The 14,898-nt window shown below is 40.2% G+C and carries 13 protein-coding genes, 4 tRNA genes and 1 pseudogene; 7 read left to right on the top strand and 11 right to left on the bottom strand.

From position 1 onward, the window contains the following. Window positions 1–167: 167 nt before the first annotated feature. From B5G52_RS21135 to murB, 7 genes are all read right to left on the bottom strand, one after another. Window positions 168–243: transfer RNA gene (locus B5G52_RS21135), tRNA-Thr, on the bottom strand. Window positions 244–255: 12 nt separating this feature from the next. Continuing rightward, a tRNA-Gly gene (locus tag B5G52_RS21140) sits at window positions 256–330 on the bottom strand. A 45-nt stretch (window positions 331–375) separates the two neighbouring features. Beyond that, window positions 376–460: transfer RNA gene (locus tag B5G52_RS21145), tRNA-Tyr, on the bottom strand. Window positions 461–499: 39 nt separating this feature from the next. Then, window positions 500–575, bottom strand: a tRNA-Thr gene (locus tag B5G52_RS21150). A gap of 120 nt (window positions 576–695) precedes the next feature. Continuing rightward, entirely contained in the window at window positions 696–1,391 is a 696-nt protein-coding gene (locus B5G52_RS21155; RefSeq protein ID WP_087534621.1) for a type III pantothenate kinase, read from the bottom strand. Further along, window positions 1,388–2,380 carry a bifunctional biotin--[acetyl-CoA-carboxylase] ligase/biotin operon repressor BirA gene (birA, locus tag B5G52_RS21160; protein WP_087534622.1) on the bottom strand — a complete coding sequence of 331 codons (993 nt, stop codon included), beginning with the start codon at window positions 2,378–2,380 and terminating at the stop codon, window positions 1,388–1,390. The genes B5G52_RS21155 and birA overlap by 4 nt, the downstream gene beginning before the upstream one ends. Further along, window positions 2,377–3,387 (bottom strand): UDP-N-acetylmuramate dehydrogenase, encoded by a 1,011-nt coding sequence (gene murB, locus B5G52_RS21165; protein ID WP_087534623.1) that lies wholly within the window; start codon window positions 3,385–3,387, stop codon window positions 2,377–2,379. Before murB ends, birA begins: the two co-directional genes overlap by 4 nt. A 143-nt stretch (window positions 3,388–3,530) precedes the next feature. Here murB and B5G52_RS21170 point away from each other — a divergent pair, with 143 nt between their 5' ends. Further along, window positions 3,531–5,375 (top strand): M1 family metallopeptidase, encoded by a 1,845-nt coding sequence (locus B5G52_RS21170; protein WP_087534624.1) that lies wholly within the window; start codon window positions 3,531–3,533, stop codon window positions 5,373–5,375. Window positions 5,376–5,398: 23 nt separating this feature from the next. On the opposite strand, the gene B5G52_RS21175 is transcribed toward B5G52_RS21170, so the two are convergent. Next, window positions 5,399–6,031: a DUF2057 family protein gene (locus B5G52_RS21175; protein ID WP_087534625.1), complete on the bottom strand. Its 633-nt coding sequence runs from the start codon at window positions 6,029–6,031 to the stop codon at window positions 5,399–5,401. A gap of 89 nt (window positions 6,032–6,120) precedes the next feature. Here B5G52_RS21175 and B5G52_RS21180 point away from each other — a divergent pair, with 89 nt between their 5' ends. From B5G52_RS21180 to B5G52_RS21970, 4 genes and pseudogenes are all read left to right on the top strand, one after another. Next, complete coding sequence (locus B5G52_RS21180; protein WP_087534626.1) at window positions 6,121–6,492, top strand: histidine triad nucleotide-binding protein; 372 nt, start codon at window positions 6,121–6,123, stop codon at window positions 6,490–6,492. Between the two features lie 225 nt (window positions 6,493–6,717). After that, window positions 6,718–7,374 carry a response regulator transcription factor gene (locus tag B5G52_RS21185; protein WP_087534627.1) on the top strand — a complete coding sequence of 219 codons (657 nt, stop codon included), beginning with the start codon at window positions 6,718–6,720 and terminating at the stop codon, window positions 7,372–7,374. A gap of 119 nt (window positions 7,375–7,493) precedes the next feature. Next, entirely contained in the window at window positions 7,494–9,650 is a 2,157-nt protein-coding gene (locus B5G52_RS21190) for an ATP-binding protein (RefSeq protein ID WP_087534628.1), read from the top strand. Window positions 9,651–9,703: 53 nt separating this feature from the next. Further along, window positions 9,704–9,817: pseudogene (locus B5G52_RS21970) on the top strand (2OG-Fe(II) oxygenase); the annotation flags it as partial. Window positions 9,818–9,856: 39 nt separating this feature from the next. On the opposite strand, the gene B5G52_RS21195 reads toward B5G52_RS21970, so the two are convergent. Further along, window positions 9,857–11,272 carry a mannose-1-phosphate guanylyltransferase/mannose-6-phosphate isomerase gene (locus tag B5G52_RS21195; protein ID WP_087534629.1) on the bottom strand — a complete coding sequence of 472 codons (1,416 nt, stop codon included), beginning with the start codon at window positions 11,270–11,272 and terminating at the stop codon, window positions 9,857–9,859. Between the two features lie 209 nt (window positions 11,273–11,481). Between B5G52_RS21195 and B5G52_RS21200 the strand changes: the two genes are divergently transcribed. After that, entirely contained in the window at window positions 11,482–11,949 is a 468-nt protein-coding gene (locus B5G52_RS21200; RefSeq protein ID WP_087534630.1) for a hypothetical protein, read from the top strand. Here B5G52_RS21200 and B5G52_RS21205 read toward each other — a convergent pair. Together B5G52_RS21205 and B5G52_RS21210 are read right to left on the bottom strand one after the other, a co-directional pair. Next, the gene (locus B5G52_RS21205; protein WP_087534631.1) at window positions 11,938–13,056 is read right to left on the bottom strand and encodes an aminotransferase class V-fold PLP-dependent enzyme; all 1,119 of its coding nucleotides are present in this window, start codon (window positions 13,054–13,056) and stop codon (window positions 11,938–11,940) included. The two genes, B5G52_RS21200 and B5G52_RS21205, sit on opposite strands and share 12 nt — an antisense overlap. Further along, window positions 13,057–14,229, bottom strand: a complete 1,173-nt coding sequence (locus tag B5G52_RS21210) for a monodechloroaminopyrrolnitrin synthase PrnB family protein (RefSeq protein ID WP_087534632.1) — start codon at window positions 14,227–14,229, stop codon at window positions 13,057–13,059. Window positions 14,230–14,369: 140 nt separating this feature from the next. On the opposite strand from B5G52_RS21210, the gene B5G52_RS21215 reads away from it, so the two are divergent. Next, on the top strand, window positions 14,370–14,828 hold the full coding sequence (locus tag B5G52_RS21215; RefSeq protein WP_087534633.1) for an Lrp/AsnC family transcriptional regulator: 459 nt from the start codon (window positions 14,370–14,372) through the stop codon (window positions 14,826–14,828). Window positions 14,829–14,898: the final 70 nt, after the last annotated feature.

The following is a 14,898-nucleotide window of genomic DNA, read 5'->3' on the forward strand; positions in this document are numbered from 1 at the left end:
GTTTTACGCGTTCAAACTTTTCTTTTGCCATGACGGAACCTATCAGTTTTGTTTATCTAGATTACATATGAAAATAATCCACCAGCAGGTAGATTAAATTAAATTTTTCAAATTTCAAATAGTATTTTCTGACAGATAAAGGAAGTAATCAAGAAGATTCGTATGACTGGTGCTGATAGGCAGATTTGAACTGCCGACCTCACCCTTACCAAGGGTGCGCTCTACCAACTGAGCTATATCAGCAACACCAGAAACTGGAGCGGGCAGCGGGAATCGAACCCGCATCATCAGCTTGGAAGGCTGAGGTAATAGCCATTATACGATGCCCGCGTTAGGAACCTGTTCTTAATCTACCTCTAACCGTCAAGAATAAAGTGGTGGAGGGAGCTGGATTCGAACCAGCGAAGGCTGAGCCGTCAGATTTACAGTCTGATCCCTTTGGCCGCTCGGGAACCCCTCCACGATAATTCTTTACTAAGCACTTCCGGTAAAAGGAAAGTGGTGCCGACTAACCGAGTCGAACGGTTGACCTACTGATTACAAGTCAGTTGCTCTACCAGCTGAGCTAAGTCGGCACTGCTTTAGTACGGGGCGAGATATTAGAGTAAGGCGTATTGGGATGCAACAATAAATTTGAAAAAAATGTAATTTTTTAACCCAAACGCTCACAAATCAGTCAAAACGAGGTTTTTTTGTTACTTTTCGCTTAATTCACGCCAATAGTTTAAACCCAACATAACTAAATGCTCCGCAAAAATAGCATCAACAAATTGCGTTTGTAACAGTTTTGCGTAGCCGCCAGCCAAAATTAGCTGTGGTTTTTTATTTGTTAAATGCAGTTTAGCTTGTTCAATAGCGCCAACGGTTGCCACAAGTGCCCCATTTTTTAAACCATTAGGTGTATTAACTCCCAGCTCAGTGCTAAAAGGCGTTGTTTGATCGTCAAAAACTCGTTGAGTATTTTGCGTCAGTGAGCGGGTCATCAGTTCTAGCCCTGGGATTATCCAACCACCTAGGTGTTGTCCATCAATGTTTAATACGTCAATGGTGGTTGCGGTACCGGTGTCAACAATGATGCAATCTTGCTGTGGCCATAACTTATAAGCTGCAATTAGGGCTAACCAACGATCAATACCTAAGTTTTGAAATTGCGAATAGGCGCAGCTTAATCCATCGAGCTGTTTAGTCACTACAGCTTCAAAACAAGGAATCTTATGCCTACTTGCAAATTTAATTAGCTCATCGAGTTGTTCACTCTTACCTACACATGCATAAACAACTTCTGTAACTTGTTGCCACTGTACAGTATCTACATTACAGCTAGTGATATTACCCTGGTTAAATAACGCTGCTTTTAACGCAGTATTACCTACATCTATCAGCAGTCTCATAGCTGTGCTTTCCGTAAAGAAATTTCACCGCCATAGTAACTCTTCGCTTCACCATCTTGGCGAATTCGAATACCGCCATGCATATCTATTCCCTCACATATACCCCGCCAGCTTCTATGCCCTGTATTTAGCTCAACACATTGCCCTGCAAAGGCATCTAGGGTATTCCATTGCTGATACATGTCTTGTAAGCCAGTTAGGCTATATTGTGCCAAGCGTTGTTCTAAGTGATACGTAAGATGCGCAACGAGTTTGTTTTTATCTAATTTTATGGTGTGTTGACTTAAGTCTGTCCATGCTTGGTCTATTTGCTGGCTAAAGCTTTGTGGCATCTGTAAGTTTATGCCAATACCAATCACTAACTGACATGGCCCTTGAGGTTGCCCGTCAAGTTCAACTAATACACCGGCTAGCTTTTCTTTATTGAGGTAAATATCGTTTGGCCATTTGAGCTCAATATCTAATTGGTAGAGTGCTTTTAACGTATCGTAAACGGCAAGCCCTACCGCAATTGACATACCCATTGCCGCTTGAAGGCCGTCATCTAAACGCCAGTAATAGCTATAATAAAGGTTTGCACCAAATGGGGATTGCCACACTCGCCCTCGACGTCCGCGCCCAGCTTGCTGCATTTCGGCTACAATCACAGTGCCAGAGTCTAACTGCTGCTTTGCCGCTATACGGCGCATTAACTCACTATTGGTTGAGTCGATTACAGGCTGTACTTCTATTTGTGCTGTATCCGCCCCGAGGGCTTGGTAACAATGTTGAATTTTACTTTGCTCTAGTAAACCAACGGTATTATTCAAGCTATAACCTTTTCCATTCACTTTAAAAATATCAAGGCCCATCTCTTGTAAGCTTTGTATATGTTTACTCACTGCAGCGCGACTAATACCGAGCTGCTCTCCCAGTAACTGCCCTGAGATAAAGCCACCGTTATTTAATGCATTTAAAATGGCTAACCTATTTCCACCGGGCGCTTTCATGGTGTTTCCTCTAAATTAATATGACATTCACCGTCTCTTGCCATCAAGCGTACTTCATGTTGTAACCGTATTTGATAGCACTGCCACACTTGCTGCTGAATATGTTGCACCATGGCAATTAAATCAGCCCCTGTACTATTGCCATGATTAACTAACACCAAGGCTTGTTGTTGGTGCACTTCAATATCCGCTATTCGATACCCTTTTAAACCGGCCTGCTCGATTAACCACCCTGCTGCGACCTTGTGGTGCTTAGTGCCATAAAAATAATATGGTAATTGTGGGTACGCTTTTAGCAGTGTTTGCAGCTGCGAGTTAGTTATTATTGGGTTTTTAAAAAAACTGCCGGCATTTGCCAGTTCATAGGGGTTAGGTAATTTGCTGCTGCGTGTTTTAATCACTTGCTGAAAAATGCTTTTTGCACTGGTATCCTCAAGCTGCTGTAATGGTCCATAGCTTAATTCTGGCTGCCATTGTTTTGGTAAACAAAACCCGACTTGGGTGATCACTGCGTTATTTTTCAAGCTATGTTTAAAAATAGAATCGCGATAGCCAAATTGGCACTCGGCATTATTAATACGTATAAACTGTTTGCTAGTGATATCAAAGTACTCAACGTATTCAATGTATTTCGCCAGTTCAACGCCATAAGCACCGATGTTTTGTACTGGTGCCGCCCCCACTGTGCCCGGTATCAGTGCTAGATTTTCAAAACCTGGCATACCATGTTCAAGAGTATAAATAACTAACTGATGCCAACTTTCTCCTGCAGCAGCTTCAAGCAAGTAATCATACTCTCGCACAGTTGCAGTAATCCCTTTGGTCGCCATTTTAATCACCTGACCATGGTAGTCAGTTAAAAAAACGGTATTGCTACCCTCACCCAAAATACAAAAAGGGCTATCAAATGATTGCTGCTGTAATTGCTCGAGTTCAGTTATTTCAATTAATTGTGAGCACTGACTCGGTAACGAAAATGTGTGAAAAGCTTGCACAGAGTGAGTCACAAAATGCCTCAAAAGTTAATTACCACTAATCGCATTAGTTTACCCCATCATCGCAAAACGCGCATCAGATTGCAGAAATTGTTCAAACTCAACTATTAATCGTGTTATAAAACCAGCACTTTTTATTTGTGTTCAGGGTAATTATGAAAATCACACCTCTTTTTTTCAGTCTCGCAATGGCTGGTATGTGTTCTCAAGCAATGGCCAGTGCTGTTGACCAAAACTCGTATGCGAACCTTAACGATGTTATTACAACGCACTTAAACCTTGATTTAGATGTCGACTTTGCCGACAAACAATTAGAAGGTTTTGTTGAGCACACGTTAGAATGGCAAAACAGCCAAAGTAAGAAACTCGTGCTTGATACTCGCGACTTAGATATTGATAAAGTCATGTATAAAACGCACTCTGGTGGCTGGAAAAAAGCAGATTTTACACTCGCTAAACGCGACGATGTAAAAGGCTCAAAACTAACTATTAGCTTTAAAAGCCAAGCGCAAAAAGTACGTATTTACTACAATAGCCGACCAGAAGCCTCTGGCCTGCAGTGGTTAACACCAGAACAAACGGCGAGCAAAACTCATCCATTTATGTACAGCCAGTCGCAAGCAATTCATGCCCGTAGTTGGTTACCCGTACAAGATACGCCAGCAATGCGTGTTACTTATACTGCACGTATCCATACTCCTGAAGATATTCGTGCAGTAATGAGTGCCGATAATAAAGATGCGCTCTATAAGGATGGAGATTACCACTTTGATATGCCGCAAGCCATTTCGCCTTACTTGATTGCAATTGGTGCGGGTAACTTAGAATTTAAAGCAATGTCTAAGCAAACGGGGATTTTTGCTGAGCCAGAAATCCTTGATGCCTCAGTTGCCGAATTTAATGATACCCAAGCAATGATCGACAAAACGAACGAAATGTATGGTGAATATGCATGGGGCCGTTACGACTTATTAATGCTACCACCTAGTTTCCCATTTGGCGGCATGGAAAACCCACGTCTTTCATTCATTACCCCAACTGTAGTAGCTGGTGATAAGAGCTTGGTTAATCTAATTGCCCATGAACTCGCGCACTCGTGGTCTGGTAACTTAGTAACCAATGCGACATGGGAAGATTTATGGCTAAACGAAGGTTTTACCTCATACGTTGAAAACCGCATTATGGAAGAAGTCTTTGGCCGTGACCGTGCCGTAATGGAACAAGCACTTGATACTGCGGGGCTTCGTGCACAGCTTAAAACTATTGATGCGCCAGACACACGCCTTAACTTAAAACTAAATGGTCGCGACCCAGACGATGCATTTAGTTCAGTACCTTACACCAAAGGTCAGCTATTTTTAATCTACCTTGAAAACCAATTTGGTCGTGAAAAGTTTGATGATTTTGTAAAAACCTACTTTAACGAGTTTGCTTTTAAGTCATTAACAACGGCGCAGTTTGTCACTTACATCGAAGCTAACTTAATTAAAAAATACCCAGGTATTGTTAGCATGGATAAAGTTAACGAGTGGATTTTCCAGCCGGGTTTACCAAGTGATGCACCTAATCCGACGTCTGATGCGTTTGACAAAGTAGATGCTGCAACCACAACATGGTTACAAAGCTCTACCACTGCAGCACAGCTGCCAACAGCAAACTGGACAGTGCACGAGTGGTTACACTTTCTAAATAACCTACCACGAGACTTAAGCATTGAAAAAATGACTGAGTTAGACAACGAATTTAATCTAACTCAATCAACCAATGCTGAACGTGCCTTTGCATGGTACATGCTAGCTGTAGGCAATGGTTATCAACCAATTTATCCTTCGCTTGATAAGCACTTGTCAGGAATTGGCCGTCGTAAACTAATTGTGCCGCTGTATAAAGCATTAATTAAAAACGGCAAGCGTGAGTGGGCACATGATGTATACATCAAAGCACGCTCAGGCTACCACCCGCTAGCACAGGGTACTATTGATGATTTATTTGCTAAGTAAATAAATCACTTTAATTAAGGCGCTTAATTAGCGCCTTTTTTTATGACCTTATCTAAGAAAGCTTGCTGTTGTTGTGGGCTTGCTTGTTGCCACCAAAAATCTAACATAGCCGCTGCACTTGGTGCACCTTGTACCGTCGGTGCAGGAGCTGGCTGAGAGATAGGTGCATTAACAGCAACAGGCGCAACTGCAACAGGTTGAGCTTGTGCAGTAGGTGCTGCAACAACGTGCGAACTGTTGCTCTGCTTTTGCTCTACTGTACTATCTAAGGGGATACCTAATGATGATCCCTTAGCTTGTAAGCTCACTTGCGGGGACTCTGCAAATACTTTAGCCGCTACGGCATTGTCTGCACGATTAAACACAATGTCGTAATCTTCACCCTGCTCAATTGTGACTGATACCCAAAACGGTTCAGAGTCCACAACTTGATGATCGTCATACCCTTGTTCGTACAAATCTGTGTATTTAAGCTTAAATTTATATGTGCCTGGTGCGAGTTCTAATTCGTCCACGCGACTAAAAAATGAATGTTCAATTACTTTATCTCCCACTTGTAGCGGGACAATTTCTTCTGGGAAATAGACAGTTTCGGCCATCGCTGTTGCACTTAAACCTAACGATACAATAGTGCTTACTAATAGTAATTTACGCATAAAAACTCCTTCTGTTTGATTTCAGTTTGACACTGCTGGCAAAATTTGTCATTAGTGACTTTAGTACAAGCCAACACAGAGCCACAAAAATGACGACCGAAACAATTTTTACCAAAATCATTAATCGTGAAATTCCTGCAGATATTATTTACGAAGATGAACTATCTCTTGCCTTTAAGGATATCAACCCGCAGGCACCGTTTCATATTTTAATTATCCCAAAAAAAGCGATTGCAACAATTAACGATATTACAGAGCAAGATGCGCCTATCGTTGGTCATTTATACGTTGTAGCCGCTAAAATTGCGAAACAGCATGGTTTCAGTGAAGATGGCTTTAGAGTAGTCATGAATTGCAACGAGCATGGCGGGCAAACCGTTTATCATATTCATTTACATATGTTAGCAGGTAAAAGTATGGGTTGGCCTCCTTATCAAGATAATAAAAAAGAACCACTATAAAAAAATAACCAGCACTTTTTGTTCAATTTTAAATTAGCTTTTTAAAAATAATACTTAATAAATTCATGTGCATAACAATTAATTCACATGATTCTTCTCGATATATGACATGCTTAAATCCGTAAAAGTGTACTTTTCCTGCCCCTTTCTAGGAAATTTCTAATACGAAAGGGGTGGATTGCGTGATAGGATTGATTAGTCAACTTTATTCAAGAGTATGTAAGTATGAGTAATTCAGCCTTTTTGTTACTAGATTTAGAGCCAATTAATACAATTGGTATTAATGTATTAGAGCCATTGTTAAAAACCCAAGGGCTAAATGTTACAACGGGAACTAATATTTTAGATGTTCCTGAGGACACTCGTTTATTGTTTATTGAAACTTCAAGTAACGGTGCATGGGAAAAATTAAAAGAACAATTAGTAAATCTTCGTGTAAAATGCGATATCGTATTATTTAACTTAGATGAGAATCCTGAGCTTGCTAATCGTGCATTATTAAGCGGTATTCGTGGTGTATTTTATACAACTGATAATGCTGATGTATTAATGAAAGGTATTCGCTTATTGCTTGAAGATCAGCTTTGGTATCGCCGCGATATCATGTGTAATGCGTTAAACCGTATGTTGCAGTTTAATAAAGACGCCCTCCACAAGCTGACAGAAGGTGATATTGAGCCAGTAAAATTAACTAAGCGCGAAAAAGCAATTATCTCATTAATGAGTAACGGCTCTAAAAACAAAGAAATAGCTGAAGCACTTAGCATTAGCCCACACACAGTTAAAACACATTTATATAGCGCATTTAGAAAAACCAAATGCCGCAACCGTATTGAGTTACTTTCTTGGGCTCAACAAAATATACCTGACGAAATCCGCTAAACATTCGTTTGATTTTAAATTAAAACAGGTGCTTTATGTGCCTGTTTTACGCCTGATAAATTGCTAAGCTTGAAAAATCCTATTATTCTGAACCGGTCTCTGATCTGCTTGGAATAAATATGCTCGACTCCCTCACTCTTTACTTTGCCAGTGCAGCTATGATGGCTGTGATGACATTGCTAAATTTTCTAACGTGGCGTACCAATAAAAACACACCAGGCACACTCCTTTTCATTTTTTATCCGTTAGTACTTTTTGCTGCACTTATGAGTTTTGCCTTACATGGCAATATAGATAGTTTACCCACCATGGTTTTAGCCAATGCTTTTTGGTTTAGTGCATCGATAATTCATGCTTTAGCTATCAGTCAATTTGTCGGCTACAAAGGCAAAGAGCTACGTTTTTTTGTCATAGCAACATTAGTGTGTGCAGCACTTTTAATGTATTTCACCGTAGTGGTACCTGATTTACGTAACAGTATACTCGTCGCGGATTTACAGCACATAAGTGAAGCCATCTTTTTACTCTATATATTTATCCGTATCGCCAGAAAACCTTACCCTAACGGCAGTATCGTTTATATTTTTATTCTCTCTATTGTCAGCTGTATCTATGCTGGGCGTGCTTTTTTAATGGGGGATGTAAACAATTTTACCCTGTTAAAAGAAAACTGGTTTAGTGTTACTTTATTAGTTAACGGAGTAATAGCTCCCATGTTCTATACGACGGGTATGGCGCTACTTTGTAATGAGCGACGCGAACAAAATCTTAATCAACTTACCGCTAAAGCACAAAAAGATCTCGAGATCCGTGGTTTGTTTTTATCAACGATTAGTCATGAAATTCGCACGCCCCTCAATGGCATTTTAGGCAGTGCACAATTAATTCTCAACCAGTCAAGTGACTCTCGCGATAAACCCTACTGTGAAGCGATAATTAATTCAGCTGAATCTTTGAACCTGCTAGTAGACAAAGTACTCGATTACGCAAGCTTAGATCAACACAACGAAGCTCTATACGAAGAAGATGTTGAGTTTAAAACTTGGCTACATAATTTATGCCTACTACTCACACCATTAGCAGAGCAAAAACGCCTGCACTTTGAGCTAATCTACAATCTCCCTGAGCAAGCTTGTTATTATTGCGATCAACAAAAATTGCGCCAAATAATCATAAACTTGATGGGTAATGCAATTAAATTTACTGATCAAGGTGAAGTAAAAATTCGAGTCGAATTGCTTGAAGAGCGTCAGCTAGAACACCGTATTCGTATAAGTGTCATTGACTCAGGCCCTGGCATTGAAGATGATGAAATTGAATATCTCACCGAGCCTTATGTACAAAGCAATGCAGGTAAAGAAAAAGGCGGAACAGGCCTTGGTCTTGCGATCACCAGCAGGTTATTAGACAAACTAGGTTCTCGCTTAGATATCTTCAGCGAATTAGATAAAGGCAGTTCGTTTAGCTTTGATATTACGCTTGCATTAGGTGAATTGAGCTTGGTCGAACAGCGCCATCAATCGAAAGAATACATTACGGGACTTGATGTTTTACTGGTAGAAGACTTAGACCTGAATCAAAAAATAGCCATTGAATTTATGGCTGATGATGAACATAAAATCAAACTAGCTCGCGATGGCAAAAGTGCTATTAAATTGATGCAACAGCACCACTTTGATGTGGTTTTATTAGACATGAATTTACCCGACCTAACAGGACAAGAAGTACTCAAGACTTTAAAGGGGGTTGAGCATAAAAACCAACGCACACCCGTCCTTGCTTTTACTGCGAGCTTGAGCCCTGACGAAATAAAAGAATATTTTGCGCTTGGCATAAAAGACATTGTCGGCAAGCCAATAAAACACCATAAGCTACGCCAAGCTCTGAGCGATTCACAAAATAACCAAGCACCGATTATTGCCGTTGAACTTAGTGATGTGCTGTATGATGAAACTGCAGCCGAAACGTTAACAAGCTCATTTAGTGAAGATGAAGTTTCTTCTATTTACAATGAGTTTGTACTTTCAGCCCGCAATAAGCTTATTCGCGCTCAACAGTTGCTTGATGAAGACAAAGAGCAATGTATTAAAGTACTACATCGACAAGCAAGCACTGCACTACAGCTTGGCTTTAACCGCTATGGTATTGAACTTAAAAAAATAGAGCGCCGGCTGTTAGACAACAAGCCGCTTAAAGATTCACTCACAGAAGCCATCGTGCTGTGGCAAAGCAGTTTAGAGCAATACTTAAAGTATGTTAGAAGTGAGTTGAGTTAGTGGGTTGGCGAGTTGGCGAGTTGGCGAGATAAAAGTAACGAGGAGCAAGTGCAATGGCTATTTTTAAAAACTTATTTCGCTGGCAGCGTGGTCGACAGCATTCAGGCTATGACAAAATGCTGTTATGTGGCGCGTATTGGCCAGTAAAGTTTGACACTTACTTAATATACATATTAAGTATTGGCTGGATAAAAAGCCGCTAACCGCTAGTTTCGCCCATATTGATCATCAAAGCGCTCAATGTCACTTTCATCAAGTATGCTACCGGTTTGCACCTCGATCACGATCAGCGGCTCAGCTTGACTATTTGCTAAGCTGTGGATTTGCCCTGCGGCTATATAACAAGATTGATCGGCCTTTAAAACACTGGCTTTATCATCGATACTGACATCTGCAAAGCCTGAAACTACCACCCAGTGTTCGGCACGATGCTGATGGCGCTGAGTAGAGAGCCTGCCACCGCTATTAACAGTGATTTTTTTAACTTTAAAACTACTTCCTTCCACTAGCACACGGTAACTTCCCCAAGGTCGATAAACAGCCTGATGGTTAAGTAGCTTATCGCTTTGCTTATTCGCTAACTGGGCTAGGAGCTGTGGTAACAGATCTAATTGCGCTTTATTTGCCACTAACGTTGTGTCGTGGGTATGAATAACGGCTAAGTTATTTACACCTAGAGCCGCGATAGTGTGGCCTTCTTCACTTTGCACAAAGTTATTTTCGCTATTAAACAACACGTCGTTATAGCTAGCATGATTGCCTAAACTATCTTTACTGGCACTTTGCCACAGCGCATTAAAACTACCAACATCACTCCAATTAAGAGCCAAGGGTAGCACCACAACATTATCGCTACGCTCTAATATGGCATAATCAATAGAGTCGCTCGGGCAATGTTCAAGCGCTGCTTCATCAGCTCTTATAAACCCTAAATCTTGGCTAAAACTGGCAGCATCGGCAACAGCGCGGGCTATTTTTGGCGCAAACCTTTCCAGTTCGCGAAGGTAGCTTTTTGGCGTAAACAAAAACATGCCACTATTAAATGAGTATTCGCCACTTGTCACATACTGTTGTGCCAGTTCTAGATCTGGTTTTTCTTTAAACTCATCAACTTGATAGCAGTGTAAATTAGCTATTTTTGAGCCTTGTTTAATATACCCATAACCACAGTTAGCTGTATCTGGCTTAATTGAAAAAGTAACCAGTTTCCCTTGTTCGGCCATTGCGATTGCATCTGGAAGTTGTTGCACTAAATGCTCAAAGTTAGCGATATAATGATCGGCAGGAATAACAAAGATAGGTGAATCAATTCCCTGAGCTAATGCATACTGTGCAGCAAGTGCGATAGCTGGTGCGGTATTTTTACCTTGCTGCTCTAATAGAATAGCTTTAGGCGTTACGCCTATGGCTTCACACTGATGGCTTGCAATAAATCTATGCTGTTCATTACATACTAAAATAGTGTCATTGAAACAATCACCATTAACCCGTGCTAAGGTATTTTGTAATAACGATTTCTCATCTAACAAAGAGAGAAATTGCTTTGGCATCGCTTGGCGAGATAAAGGCCATAGCCTTGATCCGATCCCACCAGCGAGAATTACAGGAGTGATTAAAGACATTTACCAGCCACAGCTTGATTTAATTGCTTCATTCTAACAGAAGATTAGGCTCCTTTAATATGCTGCCCCTATAACTCATAGAGATATTTCTACCGTTACTTTAAAAGTAACCGAAAATATATCCAATAAATTAGTTACATAAATTACTCAATTGCTAAACTACAAAAAAGTAAACTAAATTCATGTTTTATGTATTTTAAGGATTAATAATGCGAGCGTTGTTATGTTTTTTTGTATTAACCATAGCTGGCTCAAGCCAAGCTGCAACCACCGTATTCCAATGTGAAAAGAATGGTATTGCTATATTTAGTCAATTCCCTTGTGATGAAAATGCCAAAGAAGTCAATATTAAAACGCCTAATATAGCGCAAACTCAAAAAAATACACTAGACTCCGTGGATAACTACCTGACAATACAAAAAATAGATCGCGAAATTACTGAGCACCAACAGGCAATAAAAAAACTAAAAGAAACGTTTGCAAAGAATAAGCAAAAAATTAACTACATGACGCAAGACAGTGCTAACCGCATGGGTGCAAATTCCATCGCAGATGCGATTGCTCAGCGCACTGATGAGTTAAAAAGTTATTTTAAGCCACAAATAAACAGTCATGAAAAACAAATTAAAACGCTCAGCGCATTAAAAGATGACTTACGCCAACAATCAGGGCCTTAGCACGCCTTGTACGACTGCGATAAACTGCTCAATGTCTTTTTCATCATTATAAATATGCGGTGAGACCCTAATTCCATATGCTCTTTCATCAACACTGATGTTCGCAGCTGTCAGAGCATGCATCACATCAGTTTGTTGCTGTGCAAAATTAAAAATAGCAGTGCCGCTAGAAGCTTGTGCTGAGCTGGGCGATACCTGATATTCACCCAAGGCTAAATTTAACTGAGCTAACAATTTAAGATTATATTCACGAACTGATGCAACGCCTAATTTTGCAAAGTATGCAATGCTATGCCCTGCTATAACATAGGGAGCAATCGAAGGGGTTCCTCCCCAAAAACGTAATGCCGTAGTATTGTAATCAAAATGATTAATATCAAACTCAAAGGGGTTTTGATGTGAAAACCAGCCGACATCTGTCGGTTGGCAAAGTTCGAGTTGAGCTTCACTGACCCACAAATAGGCAGCTCCTGGCCCTGAACACAACCATTTTACACTGGAGCCAATCATAAAATCGACTTCAACGGTTGCTAAATCGAGAGCTAAGACACCCGCTGATTGTGCTACATCAACTAAACTTAAGCAGTTATTGCGCTTACATAACTGTGCAATGTCGCTAACAGGAGCCTGCTGGCCTGTGTTGGAATACGCATGACTAATAAACACTAAATCAGTATCTGATTTTATATATTGCTGCCAAACATTAATATCTGTTAAGTCTAACTCACTGGGTATATAGTTAATCTGAGCACCTTCAGCCAACGCTTTTTGCATAACAAAACCCATACTCGGGAAATCGCTTTGCGCCATTAATACTCTGCATTTACTTTGTTTTAACCTTGGGTGCGACATTAATATTTTAGTTAATGCACTGGATAAATTAACCTGCGGACAAAAAAGTGTTTGTTTACTGTTAAATAAATCGCTCAAAGCCTGAGTGAAACGCTCAATGCTACATAGCCATTGCTGCCATGGCTCTTTATTAGTCGTTTGCCATGGTGAAAAGAAGTGCTCGTTGAAATCGCTTTGGCTACTTTTTAATGCCCGACCAACCGAGTGATTTAATAGATAACACCCTGAAGATAAATTAAAGTCATCTTTATACATTTATTTTTTCACCCACTTTTTTAGCTGCGATAAGTCATCATAGCGAGTTTTTATATCATCACGTTTAGCCGCAGCACGGCGATCTCTGAGTTTCTCAAGTGAATCTAACAAAACATGCAGTGGCGGCCCGCTCGCCGTCACTTTTTGCATATGTTGTTGCTGCATTTGCTGAGCAGGTTGCGCTATAAACTTACTAACCAGCTGATTATGATGACCAATTGCCGTATCGCCATGAAGCTTACAAACCTGAATAAACAGCTTTACATTGGTTTGAAACCAATCACTTTCACGCATACTTGATGCAGCTAAAAAATCATCCATAATACTTGGCATACTCATTGATTCACGAAGTATTTGTTGATCTTCTGGCATCATGTATAAAAATTTATCCACCAGCATTTGTGAGTAGCTTGGCTCATTTGCAAAACATAAGCCCAACAGCAAATCAATTACATTAATACCAGCAAAATCTCCCGCATTCGCGCCACGATAGACTTCTTTGCCAACTCGGTACGGCTTGTAATATGGACGCACACAAAAAAAGAATCGATCTGTATCGAGCTGAGTATATAACGCGTTATTTGATTCAATAACATCTAGCAGTGCCGCTTTTGCAACTTTAAGTAGATCGCCGCACAAGGGGTGTGAAATACCTAAAGGTTGTATCTTTAATAGTGCATCGGCTGCTCGCTTATACGCCAAAATACCTTTTGTGTTGTAATCAATAAACAGTTTCTCATCAGGTAAGTCTGTAAAGCGTTTATATACACCATTGACGGCTTTGTTATGGGTGGTTAAATGCGCAGTAGCAAAACGTGGAGTCACCCCAATAGAAGCGCCTATGTGCATCGCTAAAGCCGACGCTTCAACGAGTGGCGATGTTGTTTCTCGTAATGGCTCAGTAATTTCATGACGACGACACGCCGCCATAAATAAGCCCACATTGCCAAGTAAATCAAATGCGCTGTCAAAGCCTTCATCTGTATTGCCCTCAGCTAACAATTTACTTATATGAGTATTCCCTTCGAGCTCTAGCTGATGCTTATATTGCTCCCCTACAAGCTCCACATTGGCTTTATCATCTTGCTGCCAATATAACTTCTCCAAGTTAGTATTTATTTCAACAAACCGGGTTCTTAGCCACTCGTCAAATGCTTGAGTATTTTTACTCATATTTACTTTATCCAAAGTTTTTTATTGCATTTATGTTAACAGATAGCATAGAGTAGTAATCAGCAAAAACCCTATAAATCCCATATAAAATTAGTGGTTTTAACTATTTAATCATTAGTTATTGAAGAAATCCTACAATTATGAGTTTAGATAAAAAAGATCGAGAGCTGTTAATTCGCCTGCAAGATAATGCGCGTAGCCCTATTTCACAATTGGCCAACGAGGTAAACTTATCGGATACGCCTTGTTTAAGACGCATAAAAAAGCTCGAAAACACTGGGGTTATTAGTGGCTATCATGGCGCAGTTAATCCAAAAAAGATTGGCTTAAATGTTTTAGTGTATGCATTTGTAAGATTAAATCAGAACTCAGTAAGTGCAGCAAACTCCTTTGAAGAACAAGTTGAAAAGCTTGCCTATGTTTTAGAGTGTGGGGTGATTTCTGGCAGCTATGATTATTTACTAAAAATAGTGGCTACTGATTTAGAAAGCTACGAGCACTTTGTTAAATATAAGCTGGGAAGCATTGATTGTATTGCAAATATTGAGTCAACTATTGTTTTAAAGCAAGCTTTTAGTAAAAAGCAATTACCATTATAAAAAGCCCCCTTTCTTGTAATGCCGATCAGTTAAGGAAGGAAAAGCTTGACGATCGGTAAAATGAGATCAA

The sequence above is a fragment of the Pseudoalteromonas sp. A601 genome, assembly GCF_002165575.1.
Lineage (GTDB): Bacteria > Pseudomonadota > Gammaproteobacteria > Enterobacterales > Alteromonadaceae > Pseudoalteromonas.